The following is a 15,255-nucleotide window of genomic DNA, read 5'->3' on the forward strand; positions in this document are numbered from 1 at the left end:
AGCTGGACATAAAGCCCATCAGGAGAGCTAACATGCCAGAGGAGAATCAAGCCTTGTCACCTGGGCTGCGAATGCCGGATCAGGTGGCTACCCGGCTTGAGCGTTTAATTCTTGATGGCGTTTTTCGGCCCGGCCAACTGCTTCCTTCTGAGCGGCGGCTGTGTGATCGGCTGGGCGTCTCCCGTGCTTCGCTGCGTGAGGGGTTGAGAATTCTACGCAGTAAAGGAATTATCGATACCCGCCAGGGCCACGGCTCGACGGTCGCGACGCTGTTGCCGGTGGGTAACCAAAGCCCATTGATGCATCTGTTTAAAGATCACCCGCGCACGCTGTTTGATCTGTTAGAAGTGCGCGCCCTGCTGGAAGGGGAGTCGGCGCGGTTAGCCGCGAGCCGCGGCACATCCGCCGATCGGGTGCTGATCACTCGACGCTATCGCGAAATGGCCGACTACGCGGAAAGTGCAGAAAGCATTGATGTCGAGCGTCTAGCGCGACTTGATCACGCCTTTCACCTGGCGGTCTCCCAGGCGTCCCACAACCCGGTGTTGGTGCATACACTGCAGAGCCTGACCGATTTACTGCTCAGCTCGGTGTTTGCCTCGGTCAAGCACCTTTATCACTTGCCAGCCCCCAGGACGATGATCAATCAGCAGCATGCGCAGTTGCATGATGCCGTAGTCAACGGCGAGGCGGAGCAGGCAGAACAGGTGGCACTAGAGCACCTCTCCAGCATTAGCCAACTGCTGCGTGATTTAGAAGAGGAGCACGAACGGCTAGAGCGCTCCTCCATGCGACTTGAAGATTGGCAGTAGTTCAATCATTAATACATCAACAACAACCCAGGAGATCAATGTGGCCATTTATCAATACGGTGAGTATCGGCCTGATATTCAGGACGACGTATATGTTGCGGAAACCGCCGATGTTATCGGCCAAGTGACCTTAAAGGCACATTCAAGCGTCTGGTATCAGGCCGTATTGCGCGGCGACAGTGACCATCTTGAAATAGGCGAAGAGAGTAATATTCAGGATGGTGCGGTTCTCCATGCTGACCCAGGCTTTCCGCTTAAAGTAGGCAAAGGGGTGACGGTCGGGCATCAGGCTATGCTGCATGGCTGCACCGTAGGCGATGGCTGCTTAATCGGTATACAGGCGGTAGTACTCAATGGCGCGGTGATTGGTGAGAATAGCCTGGTGGGTGCCGGTGCCTTTATTAAGGAGGGCGCGGTGTTTCCGCCTAACTCTTTAATCGTTGGCTCGCCTGCCAGGGTGGTGCGGGAGCTTTCTGATGAGGCCGTTGCGGGTATGAAAAAGAATGCCCAGGGCTATGTCGAGCGCGGTAAACGCCACAGCCAGGAGCTAAAGCGAATAGACTGACGCTAGCTGGCTAGATTGATCTCACCAAAACGACAAAACCCCCAGGTTTAGGCCTGGGGGTTTGTGTTTCTAGCGTAGCGTATACGACCACTACATCACATCAACGGGTCCGTGACGCCAATAACGTAGAACGCAATCAGTGCGATGGTACCGGCAAAGATGAGGTAGTAGATGGTGGGCAGAATCGTCTTACGCAGCGTGGCGCCTTCACGGCCTAACAGCCCGACCGTTGCTGACGCCGCGACCACGTTATGGATGGCAATCATATTACCTGCCGCCGCACCCACGGCCTGCAGCGCTACCATCATGGCCGTAGAGAGGCCCAGGGTTTCAGCAACACTAAACTGGAACTCCGCCAGCATTAGATTGGATACCGTGTTGGAACCTGCAATAAAGGCGCCCAGCGCCCCTACCGCTGGGGCAAAGAAGGGGTAAATGCCGCCTACGCTACTGGCCACCGCCTGGGCCATCATTACCGGCATTGAAACAAGGTCTGCGCCGTTAACGCCGGAGTTGATCAAGATGCGCACCATCGGCACGGTAAAGATCAAAACGAAACCCGCCCCAAAAATCGTTTTGGTAGATTCAGACACCGCAGCGCTAATCTTTTGCGGATTCATGCGGTGCAGGAAATAGGTCACAATGACCACGGCAATTATAATACCGCCGGGCAAGTAGAGCGGCTGAACCCCACCGCTGATGCCCGCTTCACCAAGAATATTGTTCCAACTGAGGTTAATAGAGGTAAGTGCTGTTTTGAGGGGCTCAATAATGCGAGAGGCCACCAAAAACAGTGCGAGCAGCACATAGGGTACCCAGCCTTTAAAGGTGGACATCGGCGCTCTGCCGACAACGTCGTCAAGCTTGATCTGCAGGTTGCCGATCCACTCGTCTGGCCAAGAAGAGGACTCGGGGAAATCCCAGGTATCTTTAGGCATCAGAAAGCCGCGTTTGGCAGCGGGTACGACAATCGCCAAGCCCACCATCGCGCCGATCATTGACGGGAATTCAGGGCCCAACAGCACGCCCACCAGCATGTAAGGCACTACGAAGCAGATACCGGTAAAGATGGCGAAGGGGGTAATCGACAGTCCCTCTTTCCAGGAACGGTTGGCACCGAAGAAACGCACCATCACGGTAACGAGAATCAGCGGCATTAAAATGCCCACGATGCCGTGAGTAATCGCCACTTCGCTGGTGACTAGTTGGAAGAAGACATCCCAGCTTGAGCCTACCGAGTCGAGTTCGGCGCTAATGCCAGCACGATCCAGGCCACTACCAACCCCGACCACAATAGGCGTGCCCACCGCGCCAAACGAGACAGGCGTTGATTGAATCATCATACCCACGACCACAGCAGCAAGCGCCGGGAAGCCAAGAGCGACCATTAGCGGTGCAGCTACCGCGGCGGGCGTACCGAAGCCTGAGGCCCCTTCGATAAAACAGCCGAACAGCCAGGCAACAATCAACGCTTGTACACGGCGGTCAGGGCTAATGCCTGAAAAACCATTACGGATAGCCGTAATACCGCCGGAGTGCTTAAGCGTATTAAGCAGCAGTATGGCGCCAAAGATGATCCATAGGAGACCCGCAGTTTGAATCAGGCCTTGGATGGTCGACGCCGCCACGCGGCTAAAGGACATATCCCAAGCGGTTAAGCCAATAATGGCCGCGGTCAGGAAAACAATCGGCATCGCTATCTTGGCAGGTATTTTAAACCCTATGAGCAAAATACCGGCCAGCAACAGCGGCAGGAAGGCCAGAAGTGCAAGTATCGTTTCATTCATGGAAGGAACTGCCCCTTGTTATTGATTTGGTATGCTCCGCAATAACCGTCTGGCAGTCGTACCGCCAGTCGGGTGTAGGTGAAAGATACGATTAGGCTAATCATATGACTACATTGGAAAATTGGTCTTACCACTTAAGTGCTTGTTTGATAGCTGGTTTTGCACGGCTTTTATTTTCTTATATATATGTTTTTAAATGGTTTTTTGGTAGTCGGGGGTAAGTCTAAAGGCGCTGAGTCATTAGACTAATAGACAGTACAGTTGCCAGCGAAAGGATGAGTACAGAACTCGCTAGTTGCGTCGTAGTTGTCTTACGCTCATTGTTATCGGCTGAAATGCTGTGTACTCACTATGATCAACCACACGGAGGTTATGGCAGTGGCAATGACTCTTTATGATCTGTGCGGCCGGGACGAACGGCTCCGCTTCTCACCTTACTGCTGGCGCGTACGTATGGCCCTCGCCCACAAAGGGCTGGAATTCACCTCCGTAGCGTGGCGATTCCTCGATAAGAAAGCGCTGGCGTTTGCCGACTACGACAAAGTGCCGGTGCTCTGCGATGGTGATCAGGTCGTTACCGACAGTTTCGAGATTATGCGCTACCTGGATAAGGCGTATCCCGAGGCACCCGTGTTGGGTGAGGGCGTCAGCTATCAGCGGGTATTACTGTTCAAATACTTTGTTGAGCGCAGCATAAACCCTGCGCTATTCCGCATTATCGCCATGGATTTATTTGCAGCCGTCCACCCAGACGACCGTAGCTATTTCCGCGAAACACGCGAAGCGCGGTTTGGTTGCACGCTGGAAGAGTTCCATCAGCCCGAGCAGGGTAAGCAGCAGCTCAAGCAGGCGCTGGCACCGGTACGTGACCTGCTGCGGGAGAGCGCCTTTTTAGACGGCGACGCACCCAGCGGCTCAGATTACCTGCTGTTTGGCAGCATGATGTGGGCTCACGTTGTATCGACACAGGCGGTAGTAGAGCCTGGCGACCCGGTGGATGAGTGGTTCAAGCGTATGCTCAACGTGCACAATGGGGCTGCCAGTAATGCTCTGACCGTACGCGATATATAACGCCAACGGCGCGATATGGCTAACAGGGCGGTACGCTAAAGTACCGCTCGATAAATTTTGAAAGCTTGGTGGCTCATTGCGAGTGAATCAAGGTTTTCATCAAGGAGATGGCAATGATTGACCTGTATTATTGGACAACACCTAACGGCCATAAAATCTCCATCATGCTCGAAGAAGCCAATCTGGCGTACCGAGTGAAGCCGATTAACATTGGCCGAGGCGAGCAGTTTGATCCTGAATTTCTCACTATCGCCCCCAATAACCGAATTCCTGCCATTGTCGATCACTCCCCACAGGATGGCGGCCAGCCGCTATCGATGTTTGAGTCGGGCGCTATCCTCGAGTACCTGGCCGATAAGAGTGGCCTCTTCTTACCCTCTGCAGGCCGCGAGCGCTATATCGTATTGCAGTGGTTGCACTGGCAAATGGGCGGGCTAGGGCCCATGGCAGGCCAAAACCATCACTTTTGCCACTATGCGCCGCAAAAGATCGATTACGCTATTGAGCGCTACGTGCGCGAAACCAATCGGCTTTATAGCGTGCTAGACCAACGCCTGGCGCATCACACTTATGTCGGTGGCGATGACTACTCGATTGCTGACATGGCGATCTATCCCTGGATTGTTCCCTGGGAAAAACAGCGTCAAACCCTGGACGAGTTTCCCGACTTGGAGCGCTGGTTTGACATGATCAAAGCACGCCCGGCCGTACGTCGAGCTTATGCATTGGTCGAAGACGTCAATCCCCAAGCCGGCGTGGAAATGGATGAGCAGGCGCGTAAGCACTTGTTCGGTAACCGCTAGTAGCAGGCTGCTGTCAGCCGTTCTAACTATTTGTGAGTGAGCAGGCGCAGCATGAGGAAAAATCATGTTGCGCTGCACAAAAAGCACTGCTAGCTTTAAGGACAGCAGAGGCAAAAGCCTGGCTAAGAACCGCCTAATCAAGGCGTGTTTATGTGCTAGCTCACTCTTGGAGGTACTATTATGAACAAAGCGACTGAGAAAACCACGCAGCAGTTTGAGTCCGTTTTTGTTTCACCGATGCGTTCTTACACGCTGACAGCGCTCGATTACTATGATCAGCTGGTGAGTGCACAGTTAGATGCAGCCCGTGCCTACTCGGACATGGCGATTGCGCAAGCGCGCACTTGGCTTGATGTCAAAGACCCCGACAGCTTCAAAAAAGCCATGGAAACCCAGCAAAAAACGGCTGGCGAATTTATGGAACGAGTGAAGGGCGACACGGAAAAAGTAACTTCCATCGGCCAAAGCTTCGCTCAAGACAGCCAAAAAATGGCAGAAGAGACCACTAAGAAAGCGGTAGAGACCGCCAAGCAGTAATTTAACTGTACCACCGCTTTAAAACGCCGCGCCCCGAGGGTGCGGCGTTTTTATTTGCACCCGCTCATCACCGCATGATTAACGGTTTTGATACTCCGCTTCGGCCTTGGCCAGTTTGGCACGCCTGTCAGGTTTGCCTGGTAAAATGGCGTCTAGTAATAAAGCGGCGAGGGCGGCAGGCACTAAGCCCGACTTAAGCAGCAGCCCTAGCTGCCCCGGCATGGTTTCTGAAATCGCCTCGACGGCTGGCAGACCGATACCCAGGCTTAGCGAGACGGCAATTATCAGCATGTTGCGCTGATCCAGTTCGCACTCTTTGATAATTTTAAGACCCGCCGATGCAATCATGCCGAACATGACGACGCCCGCACCGCCAAGAACCGCAGGCGGCATGGCGGCCACCAGTCCTCCCAGCTTGGGAAATAACCCCATGGCAATTAATAGCAACCCACCGATGGTAACCACATGGCGACTCACCACGCCGGTGAGGGTAATCAAACCAACATTTTGAGCGTAAGCGGTGTTGGGTAGAGTATTGAAAACCGCTGCCAATGAAGTGGCCACACCATCGGCCATCACGCCGCCGGAAAGCTCGCGATCCTTCGCCGGGCGGCCTGCCCCTGTGGTCGTAATCGCAGAGATATTGCCGATCGTTTCTAACCCAACCACGAACATAATCAGCGTCATGCCAATGATTGCGGTGCCCGAAAACGTCATGCCGTATTCCAGCGGCTTGGGGAGTGCAAACCAGGCAGCGTTACTCAGTGACGTAAAATCAACTATTCCAAGGGCAATGGCCACTATGTAGCCAGCCAATAAGCCAAATAGAATAGAGGATGCTTTGATAAAGCCCCGCCCATATTGATGAACGGCAATCGTCACGCTGAGTACAAAGAGCGCCAGCAACAAGTTGCTGGGTGATGCAAAGTCATCCGCCCCCACACCGCCCGCGGCGTAATTGAGGCCGACCGGCATCAATGTAATCCCGATCAATAGCACCACAATGCCGGTGACTACTGGAGAGAACCAGTGGCGAATCTTCTTTAAAAACGCACCGAGCACAATTTGCAGCAGCCCTGCTACAAAGGAAGCGCCCAGAACGGCGGGTAGGCCAAACGCTTTTGCCAGCGGCAGCGCCACCGGCAAGAAGCCAAAGCTAGTGCCCTGCACAATCGGTAGGCGTGCGCCTATCGGGCCGATGCCGATGGTTTGTACCAGCGTGGATACCCCCGCAACAAACAGTGCCACCTGAATTAAAAAGATCTGCTCCGCCGGATTAGCGCCGATCACGCCAGCAATAATAATCGGCGGTGTCACGTTGCCAGCGAACATGGCCATGATGTGCTGGAGGCCTAGCGGGATCGCTTTTGATAACGGCGGCATCGCATCGGGGTTTTGATTAATGGTACGCGAAGGCCGCGTTTTGGCATCGGGCAGTGTGGACATAGAGAGCCTTTATTCGCTGTGGGTGACATTGTTTTCTTCTTGCATCCATTAGCCAATAAAAGTGTATACAAGAAATAAATGCAATAGCCCGATCAACGAATAGTCTTCAACGCTTCGTTTTATTGCTCGGCCCGCGCCCTTAACCGAAAGCGCGCAATGCGAATAATTTGCTCAATTGCCGTTTGGCGCTCGGTAGCCGCATCGTTGTTCAGGCGCTCCTCGAAGGCTGCTAATATGGCATGTCGATCCAGCCCTTTAACGGCAATCACAAAAGGAAAGCCAAACTTCTCCTTGTACGCCACATTAAGGTATTCAAAGCGCGCAAACTCCTCAGGGCTGCACTGATCAAGCCCCGCACCTGCTTGTTCGCTGGTTGAGTCTTGGGTTAATTCACCTGCCATAGCGGCTTTGCCTGCCAGGTCAGGGTGCGCCTGAATTACCTTAATTTGATGTTCGTTGCTCGCCTGCTGCAACATAAGCCCCATCAGCTCGGCCAGTGCGTCGGGTGTATCATGGGCTTCAGTCAGGCCGTGCTGCCAGGCAGCTTCAGCCACCCAGGGGGAGTGCTCATAAACATCCCCATAGTGATGAGTCAGCATTTCAAGGCTGCACTTGCTAGGCGCGGGTGAAAGCAGTAACGGTTGCGGTGTGGGCACTGGAACTCTCCTAAGCGGTGTAGTTTTTTACAACATACGTGATTCAAAGCAAACGTGGATCTGAACGTGCAGGGTTGGAATTACTGTATACAATAAATATCAGTAACGGTACTCTTTGACCAATAGGTCAAGTAACGTCATCAATAATCAACAAGGAGCGGCTATGGGACGTTTAACCACCCACGTACTGGATACCGCCAAAGGTCAGCCCGGTCAGGGGATTACCATTGAGGTGTTTCGCCTTGCCGGCAGTGAGCGCCAACATCTGAGTACCGTGATCACCAACAGTGACGGGCGTTGCGATGCGCCCATTTTAGAAAGTGATGCGCTCACGCCAGGCGAGTACGAACTGGTGTTCCATGCCGGTGACTACCTGCGTGCCCAAGGCGTTGAAGCGGCCGAGCCGCGCTTTCTAGATGTTATCCCGCTGCGCTTTGGCGTTGCGGATGCCAGCCAGCACTACCATGTGCCGCTACTCCTCTCGCCCTATGGCTACTCAACTTACCGCGGTAGCTGATAAGGGACTTCCGTTATGCAAGCGTATCTAATCGATTTTGTTAATTTGCTGCTGCGCTGGCTGCATGTGATTGCGGCCATCGCCTGGATCGGTGAGTCGATCTACTTTGTAATGCTGGATAATAGCCTGCGCTCGCCGAAGGCTGAGGAAGATCGCGAGAAGGGCGTGTTTGGCGAAATGTGGTCGGTGCATGGTGGTGGTTTTTACCACAACCAGAAGTACGCTACCGCACCTGCCAAGTTACCCAATGATCTGCACTGGTCATTCTGGAAAGCTTACACCACCTGGCTTTCCGGCTTTGCGCTGTTTGTGATTCTCTACATGGTCAATCCAGGCTTCTATCTGGTAAACCCCAATAGCCCCTGGGAGTGGGCCGCCAATATGACAGGCTGGCAGGCCAACGTGCTGGCGCTGGCATTGTTGCTCGGCGGTTGGGTGGTTTATAACGAGCTGTGTAAACGCATTAGCCCCAATATGGATCGCGACGGCCTGCTCAGTGTCGCTGTTGCCGTAATGATGGTGGTCGTTGCCTACCTCAGCACGCAGATGTTTACCGGTCGCGCCGCCTTCCTGCTCACAGGTGCGGTGATGGCGACGGCAATGTCAGCCAACGTCTTCTTCTGGATTATTCCCGGCCAGCGCCGCATGGTAAAAGCCATGAAGGCGGGCGATGCCCCCAATCCTCTGGATGGCAAACGCGGCAAGCAGCGCTCGGTGCATAATACCTACTTCACGCTACCGGTCGTGTTGTTGATGGTGAGTAATCACTACTCCTTTATCTACTCCCACGAGCTTGCCTGGGTCGTGATGGTGCTGTTTATCTTTGCCGGTGCTTTAATCCGTCAATTCTTTGTGTTGATGCATGCAGGCAAAACCCAGCCAGCGTATCCCGCCGTTGGGGCAGGGCTTATTCTGTTAGCGTTTTGGGTGGCCGCACCAAGTTCATCGTCGCCTAGTGGTAATGAAGGCGCGCAAGGGCCGGATCAGGAACAAATCACCGGCTTGATTGAGCAGCACTGTGTTCAGTGTCATGCTCGCAACCCTGAGCATGCTGGTTTTTCAGCACCGCCCGCGGGGATTGCTTTCGATAGCTGGGATGAAATCCTCGGGCAAAAGGCACAAATTCAGCAGGTCGTGACCAGCCGCTATATGCCGTTAGGCAATATGACCAACATGAGCGATGAAGAGCGCGATATGATTGCCGCTTGGGAGGAATGATCAGAGAGGATAGCTATGAGTGATACGCAGGCGCCGGAAACACGGCGCGCTCCTGCTAAAGAAACGAAAAATAGCAAAGAGGGCGATGAACGCCACGACGCCATTTATCGCTCCGTGAGCGATGCCATTGTCGAGCAGCGTTTAAAGCCCGGCGCACGGCTGCGCGAAGATGCGCTGGCGGAAGTCTTTGGCATTAGTCGCACCGGTATTCGTAAAATCCTGCAGCGCCTGGCGCTGGAGCAGTTAGTCACGCTAACACCGCGCCGTGGCGCCAGCGTTACCCGGCCCACCGCCGATGAAGCCAAAGACGTGTTCGATGCCCGCCAGTTAATCGAGTGCGGATTAATGCCCGACGTAGCTCGGCGAATGAGCGAAAAAGAAGCAGCAGAATTGCGCGAAATGGCCCGACAGGAACGCCAGGCCCTGCGCAGCGGCCAGCAGAGCGTGGCTATTCGATTATCGGCCGACTTCCATGTGCGTTTAGCGCAGCTCTCAGGCAACGCCACCCTGGCAGAGTTTGTTGAACGTCTCTGTTCGCGTTCTTCACTGATACTCGCCGTCTACGGCCACCGCGGCCATCTGGGCTGTGAATCCCACGATCACGACGACCTGATCGGCTACCTGGAAGCAGGCAACGGCGATCGCGCCAAAGCCTTTATGAGTCGCCACCTAAAAGCCATCGAAGCATCGCTCTCCATGGTTGAAGAGGAAGAGAACGTGCCGGATTTGCAGCAGATATTTGGGGGTTGAGTGTGGCGGCTTTAAGCTGCAGCTTGTTGGGCGGCAACGGAACGGGGCTTGATGGAGACCTTGAAGCTGCGCCGAAAATATAGCTCCCCCTACTCCAGAAGCCTTTCCGGTGCATCCATGTCCTCGTGAAGCACACGAACAACGAGCACTTCCGAGTCATGCAGTTGATAAAAAACAGCGTGGTGCTCGACCTGTAATCTGCGATAACCAGAAAAAACATGGTCGTAGTTCGCGCCAAGTGATGGATGATCAATCAGCCGTTTCATGCCGGTCTCAAGCCGATCCAGGTAATTATCCGCCTGATCAACGCTCCATTCCTCACAGGTATACACCCAAATCCCGATGAGATCTGATTCCGCCTTTGGCGTGACATTCAACTCAAGCACTAATCAACCGCCTTGATCCGCTTACGGCCAGCCGCCTTAATAGCCGATATATCCAGGGGTTTCGGGTTCCCGCTTGACTCACCCTCAACGAGGGCTTGCCTCAGCATGGCAAGACGTTGTTTGGCCTGCTGATCCCTTCGGATGAGATCGCGAATGTATTCACTATCGTTGCCAAAGTGGCCGCTTTCAATCTGGGTTTTCACCCAGCCGTTTTGCTGTTCAGTCAGCGTGATGGTTTTCCGGTGCATGCTCATGGCTGATGCTCCAAACATGGGTGAGGTATGACATTATCATACTTACCCACCTCCTGAATCAATGCTCCTCTTATTGTGGCCAGCACGCGCTGCTTTGTAGTGAAGGCGAAGCCGCAACGAACAAGACGTCGCCGTGGCTGGCCTTGTTAAATTTTTTATAGCGCCATATGCAACAGTGGATAGGCTTTACCCTGCCCATCGACCGGTGAGCGACCTGTCACTTTAAAGCCAATATACTGGTAAAAACCAAGCGCCTGAACATTCTGTTCATTGACGTCGACCTTTGACGCTCCCTGCTCATCAATAGCATTGACAGCTAACATGGCACCAACGCCTTTTCCGCGCGCATCTGGTGCAATGAACAACATCTCAATATTACCGTCATGAACGCCGCAGAACCCTCGGATTTCACCATGACCATTTTTAGCGCACCTTAAATCAATGGCGTCAAAATACTGCTCCAAGATTAACGGCTTTAACTCTTGTAAATCTTCTTCAGCTAGAAAATCATGGGTTGCTCTGACCGAGGCTTCCCAGATTTCTAGCAGCTTAAGGTGATCTGCTTTTTCTACGGTCTCAATTTTCATCACTAAAGCTCGATCGAAAATTTAACACTGCGCACAACGGTGCCCTTGCAATGGAGGCGCAGCCGCCGTTGCGCGCAGCGTTAGCATTTTTATCTCACGCGCTAAGAGCCTTCAATACGGCTTGAGGCTCTTTAGATACGACGTTCAATAGCACTAGAGCGGGGCCGTGAGGCGCTCGGTCACCACGCTCCCAATGGCGCAGTGTACTAACGCTGATTCCAAAGGCTGAGGCAAACTCATTCTGGGACATCCCCAACTTGGAACGTATCTTCTTGACCTCTACTGGCCCGAATTCATGCACGATCGCTTTTTCAACCCGACCGTTGGAGTATTCAATTGCCTCATCCAGGCCCTGCTTGATACTTGTAAATGCGCTACTCATATTAATCACCATATCTTTCAAGCAACAGGTTGGTAAGCTTGCTCAGTTCATTACGTTCAGACTTTGAGATATTCGCTTTCTCGCCCTTGCCGAAAACGGTCAAAAGGAACAGCGGTACGCTTCCATTGTGATAGTAGTAGATAACCCTTACCCCACCACTTTTGCCCTTACCTTGCGCCGACCAGCGAAGCTTCCTAATACCTCCTGTGCCTTGCACGATGTCCCCGGCCTGAGGATGAAAAGCTAAGTAGTTAACAATACTCATCTTCTCCTCATCCTTGAGGAGGCTTGACGCTCGCTTGATAAATTCAGGGAGTTCGACAATGGTCTGCATAGACTTAAGAGTAATCCATTGGATTATAGTGGTCAAGAGGTGAAGAGAGGACGGAAATGTAAACGCCACAAGGCAAGTGTGGTTGGGGAATGGTATAGAAGCGGCAATGGAGAGAGTGGCTGGCGGCCATCAGCCGTGAATTGCCGCGAGTTCATATGTTCGCTGTTTCAAAATACAGAGTACACATTAAAAACTAGAGTCTCGATGTGGCCGGATACGCGATTTTCTCCGATTCTCAGGCTGTTTGGGTGCCCGCAGCCATTCCTGAAGGTTAAGCAACCCTCTAACTCTTGCTTTACGCTTTTGCCAATAATTGAAGCGGATTCACATATCACCAAGAAATTAGCTTCCTTCATTCTTGCCAGGTCATCTTTAGTTTTAGCAGGCTTCCACTTCGGATCCTGTTTCAACGCGGCAGCATTGAATTCAGACAAATAATTGCTAACTACATGGTCATATAGCACCGATACCGCTCCGACCCATGAAAGCACGACCGCTGCTCTATAGTTATGTGCCTCAAAGCACTCGATAGCTTCTTCGACGAACGCTTGAGTATTTTTTGAGCTAATTTTGGAAGCCAGAGTTCTTAAACTGCTGGATAATTGCACGGTAGGGCCGCCACCTAATTGCTTTACGTACGCACGGCCATCGGATGTTAGTTCCCAACCCTCAGGGCTACGGATAGTTTTTCCAGTATGGCGGGCTAATATTGATGAAAAATTTATTTTTTTTGCCCCCTTTAGTCCAACCGAGGCGGCAATTTCCTTAACAGCTTTCACTTGTTTGGGAGCATGTGCATCGTAGGCAAGGCATGCTAGCGCTTTGTCTTTCTTATCTATTTCAGGGTTAGCCACGATTTCTTTCAATGCGATCTTATTGAGCAACGTTTTTCCCCTGCAAACTAAATAAGACATGATGTTGTTAGGTGCATGTTGATATACATGAGCTCATGTTTAAACTGCATAATAAATGTCAAAATATTGGAGTCTCAACGTCATGAATGACAACACGACCGACCCACTTCTCGAAATTGAAGCTATGAGAAGCCTCGCCGAGGCCTTGACTCCTTTGGACGAGGCATCATGTGGCCGGGTCTTGCGTTGGGCTGCCGACAGGTTCGGAGTAGAGGTGAAGGCAACCAGCCTTGGTGACTCCAACTACGAAAAAACGGGCGAGTCGGGCATTGTTGAGGACGAAACTGACGAGAAAGACGAGCCATTGGAGTTCAACGAAATATCGGACCTGTACGCTGCGGCTAGACCGACTAATGACCCGGAAAAAGCACTCGTTGTCGGCTACTGGTTTCAATCGGTGCAAGGTCAGAACGATTTTGACGCAGGCCGTGTGAACAAAGAGCTTAAGCACCTTGGGCACGGAGTAGGTAATATAACAACTGCCATGACAAGTTTGATTGGAAGAAAACCGGCTTGTGCAATGCAGACTAGGAAGTCTGGCAGCTCTCAGCAAGCCAGAAAGAAGTACAAGTTAACCCACGAGGGCCTGCGCAAAGTCAGAGACATGATTAGCGGTTAATTCCGACTTGGGTAGGTTGTGATGCTATGCCCACATAACGTGTTTCATGAAATATCAAAAAGCGCCATCGGCAAAACCGATGGCGCTTGTATGAGTTTCTAATCAGCTAGTTACGACCCGCTTATCTACTGCTCAGCCAGCACAGGTACTGCCTTAAACTGTCGCATCAAACCATAGTAGAACAGCCCACCCAGGCCTGCGCCGATTAGCCAGCCGTAGCCGCCTAGGCTAGATAGGGCAGGTACCAACACAGTAGAAAGCGAGAACAGCGCCGCAACGCCAAAGGCGATAAGCGCACGGGTGTTCCAGCCGTTTACGTAGTAGTAGGCGCTGCCTGGCGCTGATGAGAAGAGCTCCTGCATGTTTAAGTGTTGGCGTTTAATCAGGTAGTAGTCGACCACGATAATGCCGTAGAAGGGCGCGACGATGGCCCCTAGCACATTTACAAAACCGGGTACGCCAATCTGGCTGATCACCGAAAGCCATAGTGCGCCGACAAAGAACGCAATTACCGCGGTGATCAGTCCACCCATCTTGAAGCTGATTTTGCTGGGAAACAGATTGGCCAGGTCGTAGGCGGGCGGAATGAAGTTAGCGACCAGATTGATGCCCACCGTGGCGGCAAAGAAGGTCAGGGCGGCGATAATGGTCAGCGGTAGCGAATCGACCCGTTCAACGATATCGGCGGGATTGGTTAACGCCTCGCCAAACAGCACTAAAGTGCCAGCGGTAATAATCAGCGCTATAAATGAGAAGAAGGCGACGTTGAGTGGCAAGCCCAACAGGTTGCCGAGCTTCATCTGGCGTTCGGTTTTCACAAAGCGGGTGAAATCGCCGAAGTTGATCACCACCGCTGCAAAGTACGCCACCATGGTGCCCACAATTGCCATAAAGGCGGCGATTGAGCTGCCACTGGTTTCGCCATCGCCGCTAAAAATGGTGCCAATGGCGGGAATTAGCTCACTTCCTGCCTGATACCAAACAATGACCATTAACACCAGCATCACCACGTAGACCAACGGGCCCGCCCAGTTGAGGAAGTGCTTAATGCGCTCAATGCCCTGCCAGAAAATCGCGATCTGGAATAGCCACACAATCACAAACGACACCCAGGCCACGCCGGAAAGCCCCAGGAAGGTGCTGCCATTGCCCGCGCCAAAAAATGCCGTAATCAGCAGGGTGACGGCGGTGGAGGCGAAGTAGGTCTGCACGCCGTACCAAAAAATCCCCACGATGGCGCGCAGCATCGCGGGTAGGTTCGCGCCACGTACGCCCATGCTGGCGCGCACCATCACTGGGAAAGGAATACCGTATTTAACGCTGGGCTTACCAGTGAGGTTGACCAAAAACATTACGATCACGCCCGCCAGAATAATCGCCGCCATCACCGCCCAGCCGTTCAGGCCGTAGGTTAAAAACAGCGAGGCCGCCAGGGTGTAACCAAACAGGCTCTGGATATCGTTAGACCAAACGTTAAATATCTCAAAGGCGCCCCAGTTACGATCCTGGGGTTTAAGCGGCGCGAGATCCTCGTTATAGAGCGTGGGATCAATGTGCTTAATATCCAGGTCACTAACGTCGTTGCTCTCTTTCATCTTATTAGCTCTTCGGTTGGCA

General features: G+C 52.8%; 19 protein-coding genes. 9 read left to right on the plus strand and 10 right to left on the minus strand.

Annotated features, from left to right (window positions below; genetic code table 11):
* Nucleotides 1-32 precede the first annotated feature (32 nt).
* Both glcC and AC4EYZ_RS17815 read left to right on the plus strand, forming a co-directional pair.
* Nucleotides 33-812: a transcriptional regulator GlcC gene (gene glcC / locus AC4EYZ_RS17810; protein WP_474191799.1), complete on the plus strand. Its 780-nt coding sequence runs from the start codon at nt 33-35 to the stop codon at nt 810-812.
* A gap of 40 nt (nt 813-852) precedes the next feature.
* Complete coding sequence (locus AC4EYZ_RS17815) at nt 853-1,377, plus strand: gamma carbonic anhydrase family protein (RefSeq protein ID WP_427769951.1); 525 nt, start codon at nt 853-855, stop codon at nt 1,375-1,377.
* Nucleotides 1,378-1,472: 95 nt separating this feature from the next.
* Here AC4EYZ_RS17815 and AC4EYZ_RS17820 read toward each other — a convergent pair whose 3' ends face one another.
* The gene (locus AC4EYZ_RS17820; RefSeq protein ID WP_009287404.1) at nt 1,473-3,164 is read right to left on the minus strand and encodes an L-lactate permease; all 1,692 of its coding nucleotides are present in this window, start codon (nt 3,162-3,164) and stop codon (nt 1,473-1,475) included.
* Nucleotides 3,165-3,542: 378 nt separating this feature from the next.
* Between AC4EYZ_RS17820 and AC4EYZ_RS17825 the strand changes: the two genes are divergently transcribed.
* The 3 genes from AC4EYZ_RS17825 (at nt 3,543) to AC4EYZ_RS17835 (ending at nt 5,575) form a co-directional block, all read left to right on the plus strand.
* Nucleotides 3,543-4,235 (plus strand): glutathione S-transferase family protein, encoded by a 693-nt coding sequence (locus AC4EYZ_RS17825; RefSeq protein WP_039859469.1) that lies wholly within the window; start codon nt 3,543-3,545, stop codon nt 4,233-4,235.
* Between the two features lie 113 nt (nt 4,236-4,348).
* On the plus strand, nt 4,349-5,038 hold the full coding sequence (locus AC4EYZ_RS17830) for a glutathione binding-like protein (RefSeq protein WP_027958120.1): 690 nt from the start codon (nt 4,349-4,351) through the stop codon (nt 5,036-5,038).
* Between the two features lie 180 nt (nt 5,039-5,218).
* Nucleotides 5,219-5,575, plus strand: coding sequence for a phasin family protein (locus AC4EYZ_RS17835; protein ID WP_027958119.1), 357 nt, complete (start codon nt 5,219-5,221; stop codon nt 5,573-5,575).
* A 78-nt stretch (nt 5,576-5,653) separates the two neighbouring features.
* On the opposite strand, the gene AC4EYZ_RS17840 is transcribed toward AC4EYZ_RS17835, so the two are convergent.
* Nucleotides 5,654-7,021, minus strand: a complete 1,368-nt coding sequence (locus AC4EYZ_RS17840) for a uracil-xanthine permease family protein (protein WP_027958118.1) — start codon at nt 7,019-7,021, stop codon at nt 5,654-5,656.
* A 119-nt stretch (nt 7,022-7,140) separates the two neighbouring features.
* Nucleotides 7,141-7,677, minus strand: coding sequence for a 2-oxo-4-hydroxy-4-carboxy-5-ureidoimidazoline decarboxylase (gene uraD / locus AC4EYZ_RS17845; protein WP_022522242.1), 537 nt, complete (start codon nt 7,675-7,677; stop codon nt 7,141-7,143).
* 163 nt (nt 7,678-7,840) lie between these two features.
* Between uraD and uraH the strand changes: the two genes are divergently transcribed.
* The 3 genes from uraH to AC4EYZ_RS17860 are packed head-to-tail and all read left to right on the plus strand — an operon-like array spanning nt 7,841 to nt 10,162.
* Nucleotides 7,841-8,194: a hydroxyisourate hydrolase gene (gene uraH, locus AC4EYZ_RS17850; RefSeq protein WP_474191797.1), complete on the plus strand. Its 354-nt coding sequence runs from the start codon at nt 7,841-7,843 to the stop codon at nt 8,192-8,194.
* 15 nt (nt 8,195-8,209) lie between these two features.
* Nucleotides 8,210-9,412: a urate hydroxylase PuuD gene (locus AC4EYZ_RS17855; protein ID WP_474191796.1), complete on the plus strand. Its 1,203-nt coding sequence runs from the start codon at nt 8,210-8,212 to the stop codon at nt 9,410-9,412.
* 15 nt (nt 9,413-9,427) lie between these two features.
* On the plus strand, nt 9,428-10,162 hold the full coding sequence (locus tag AC4EYZ_RS17860; protein WP_474191795.1) for a GntR family transcriptional regulator: 735 nt from the start codon (nt 9,428-9,430) through the stop codon (nt 10,160-10,162).
* Between the two features lie 89 nt (nt 10,163-10,251).
* On the opposite strand, the gene AC4EYZ_RS17865 is transcribed toward AC4EYZ_RS17860, so the two are convergent.
* From AC4EYZ_RS17865 to AC4EYZ_RS17890, 6 genes are all read right to left on the minus strand, one after another.
* The gene (locus tag AC4EYZ_RS17865; protein ID WP_474191794.1) at nt 10,252-10,548 is read right to left on the minus strand and encodes a type II toxin-antitoxin system RelE/ParE family toxin; all 297 of its coding nucleotides are present in this window, start codon (nt 10,546-10,548) and stop codon (nt 10,252-10,254) included.
* Entirely contained in the window at nt 10,548-10,802 is a 255-nt protein-coding gene (locus AC4EYZ_RS17870) for a type II toxin-antitoxin system ParD family antitoxin (protein WP_474191793.1), read from the minus strand. Before AC4EYZ_RS17870 ends, AC4EYZ_RS17865 begins: the two co-directional genes overlap by 1 nt.
* 155 nt (nt 10,803-10,957) lie before the next feature.
* A complete protein-coding gene (locus AC4EYZ_RS17875) occupies nt 10,958-11,389 on the minus strand; it encodes an acetyltransferase (RefSeq protein ID WP_159177272.1) in 432 nt (143 codons plus the stop codon).
* Between the two features lie 94 nt (nt 11,390-11,483).
* Complete coding sequence (gene nadS / locus AC4EYZ_RS17880) at nt 11,484-11,771, minus strand: NadS family protein (RefSeq protein ID WP_159177269.1); 288 nt, start codon at nt 11,769-11,771, stop codon at nt 11,484-11,486.
* A 1-nt stretch (nt 11,772) separates the two neighbouring features.
* Nucleotides 11,773-12,105, minus strand: coding sequence for a type II toxin-antitoxin system RelE/ParE family toxin (locus AC4EYZ_RS17885; RefSeq protein ID WP_022522251.1), 333 nt, complete (start codon nt 12,103-12,105; stop codon nt 11,773-11,775).
* Nucleotides 12,106-12,272: 167 nt separating this feature from the next.
* Nucleotides 12,273-12,989, minus strand: a complete 717-nt coding sequence (locus AC4EYZ_RS17890; protein ID WP_159177268.1) for a hypothetical protein — start codon at nt 12,987-12,989, stop codon at nt 12,273-12,275.
* Nucleotides 12,990-13,101: 112 nt separating this feature from the next.
* Here AC4EYZ_RS17890 and AC4EYZ_RS17895 point away from each other — a divergent pair, with 112 nt between their 5' ends.
* Entirely contained in the window at nt 13,102-13,638 is a 537-nt protein-coding gene (locus AC4EYZ_RS17895) for a hypothetical protein (protein WP_022522253.1), read from the plus strand.
* 125 nt (nt 13,639-13,763) lie between these two features.
* Here the strand turns inward: AC4EYZ_RS17895 and AC4EYZ_RS17900 are convergent, their stop codons facing one another.
* A complete protein-coding gene (locus tag AC4EYZ_RS17900; RefSeq protein WP_490203939.1) occupies nt 13,764-15,233 on the minus strand; it encodes an NCS1 family nucleobase:cation symporter-1 in 1,470 nt (489 codons plus the stop codon).
* Between the last annotated feature and the right edge of the window lie 22 nt (nt 15,234-15,255).

Source organism: Vreelandella sp. 162(4c), assembly GCF_058152265.1.

Bases quoted from the DNA above. Each gene is read 5' to 3' on its own strand.
- glcC (WP_474191799.1), top strand. From the start codon at position 33: ATGCCAGAGGAGAATCAAGCCTTGTCACCTGGGCTGCGAATGCCGGAT.
- AC4EYZ_RS17820 (WP_009287404.1), bottom strand. From the start codon at position 3,164: ATGAATGAAACGATACTTGCACTTCTGGCCTTCCTGCCGCTGTTGCTG.
- AC4EYZ_RS17830 (WP_027958120.1), top strand. From the start codon at position 4,349: ATGATTGACCTGTATTATTGGACAACACCTAACGGCCATAAAATCTCC.
- AC4EYZ_RS17835 (WP_027958119.1), top strand. From the start codon at position 5,219: ATGAACAAAGCGACTGAGAAAACCACGCAGCAGTTTGAGTCCGTTTTT.
- AC4EYZ_RS17840 (WP_027958118.1), bottom strand. From the start codon at position 7,021: ATGTCCACACTGCCCGATGCCAAAACGCGGCCTTCGCGTACCATTAAT.
- uraH (WP_474191797.1), top strand. From the start codon at position 7,841: ATGGGACGTTTAACCACCCACGTACTGGATACCGCCAAAGGTCAGCCC.
- AC4EYZ_RS17855 (WP_474191796.1), top strand. From the start codon at position 8,210: ATGCAAGCGTATCTAATCGATTTTGTTAATTTGCTGCTGCGCTGGCTG.
- AC4EYZ_RS17860 (WP_474191795.1), top strand. From the start codon at position 9,428: ATGAGTGATACGCAGGCGCCGGAAACACGGCGCGCTCCTGCTAAAGAA.
- AC4EYZ_RS17870 (WP_474191793.1), bottom strand. From the start codon at position 10,802: ATGAGCATGCACCGGAAAACCATCACGCTGACTGAACAGCAAAACGGC.
- AC4EYZ_RS17875 (WP_159177272.1), bottom strand. From the start codon at position 11,389: ATGAAAATTGAGACCGTAGAAAAAGCAGATCACCTTAAGCTGCTAGAA.
- nadS (WP_159177269.1), bottom strand. From the start codon at position 11,771: ATGAGTAGCGCATTTACAAGTATCAAGCAGGGCCTGGATGAGGCAATT.
- AC4EYZ_RS17885 (WP_022522251.1), bottom strand. From the start codon at position 12,105: ATGCAGACCATTGTCGAACTCCCTGAATTTATCAAGCGAGCGTCAAGC.
- AC4EYZ_RS17895 (WP_022522253.1), top strand. From the start codon at position 13,102: ATGAATGACAACACGACCGACCCACTTCTCGAAATTGAAGCTATGAGA.
- AC4EYZ_RS17900 (WP_490203939.1), bottom strand. From the start codon at position 15,233: ATGAAAGAGAGCAACGACGTTAGTGACCTGGATATTAAGCACATTGAT.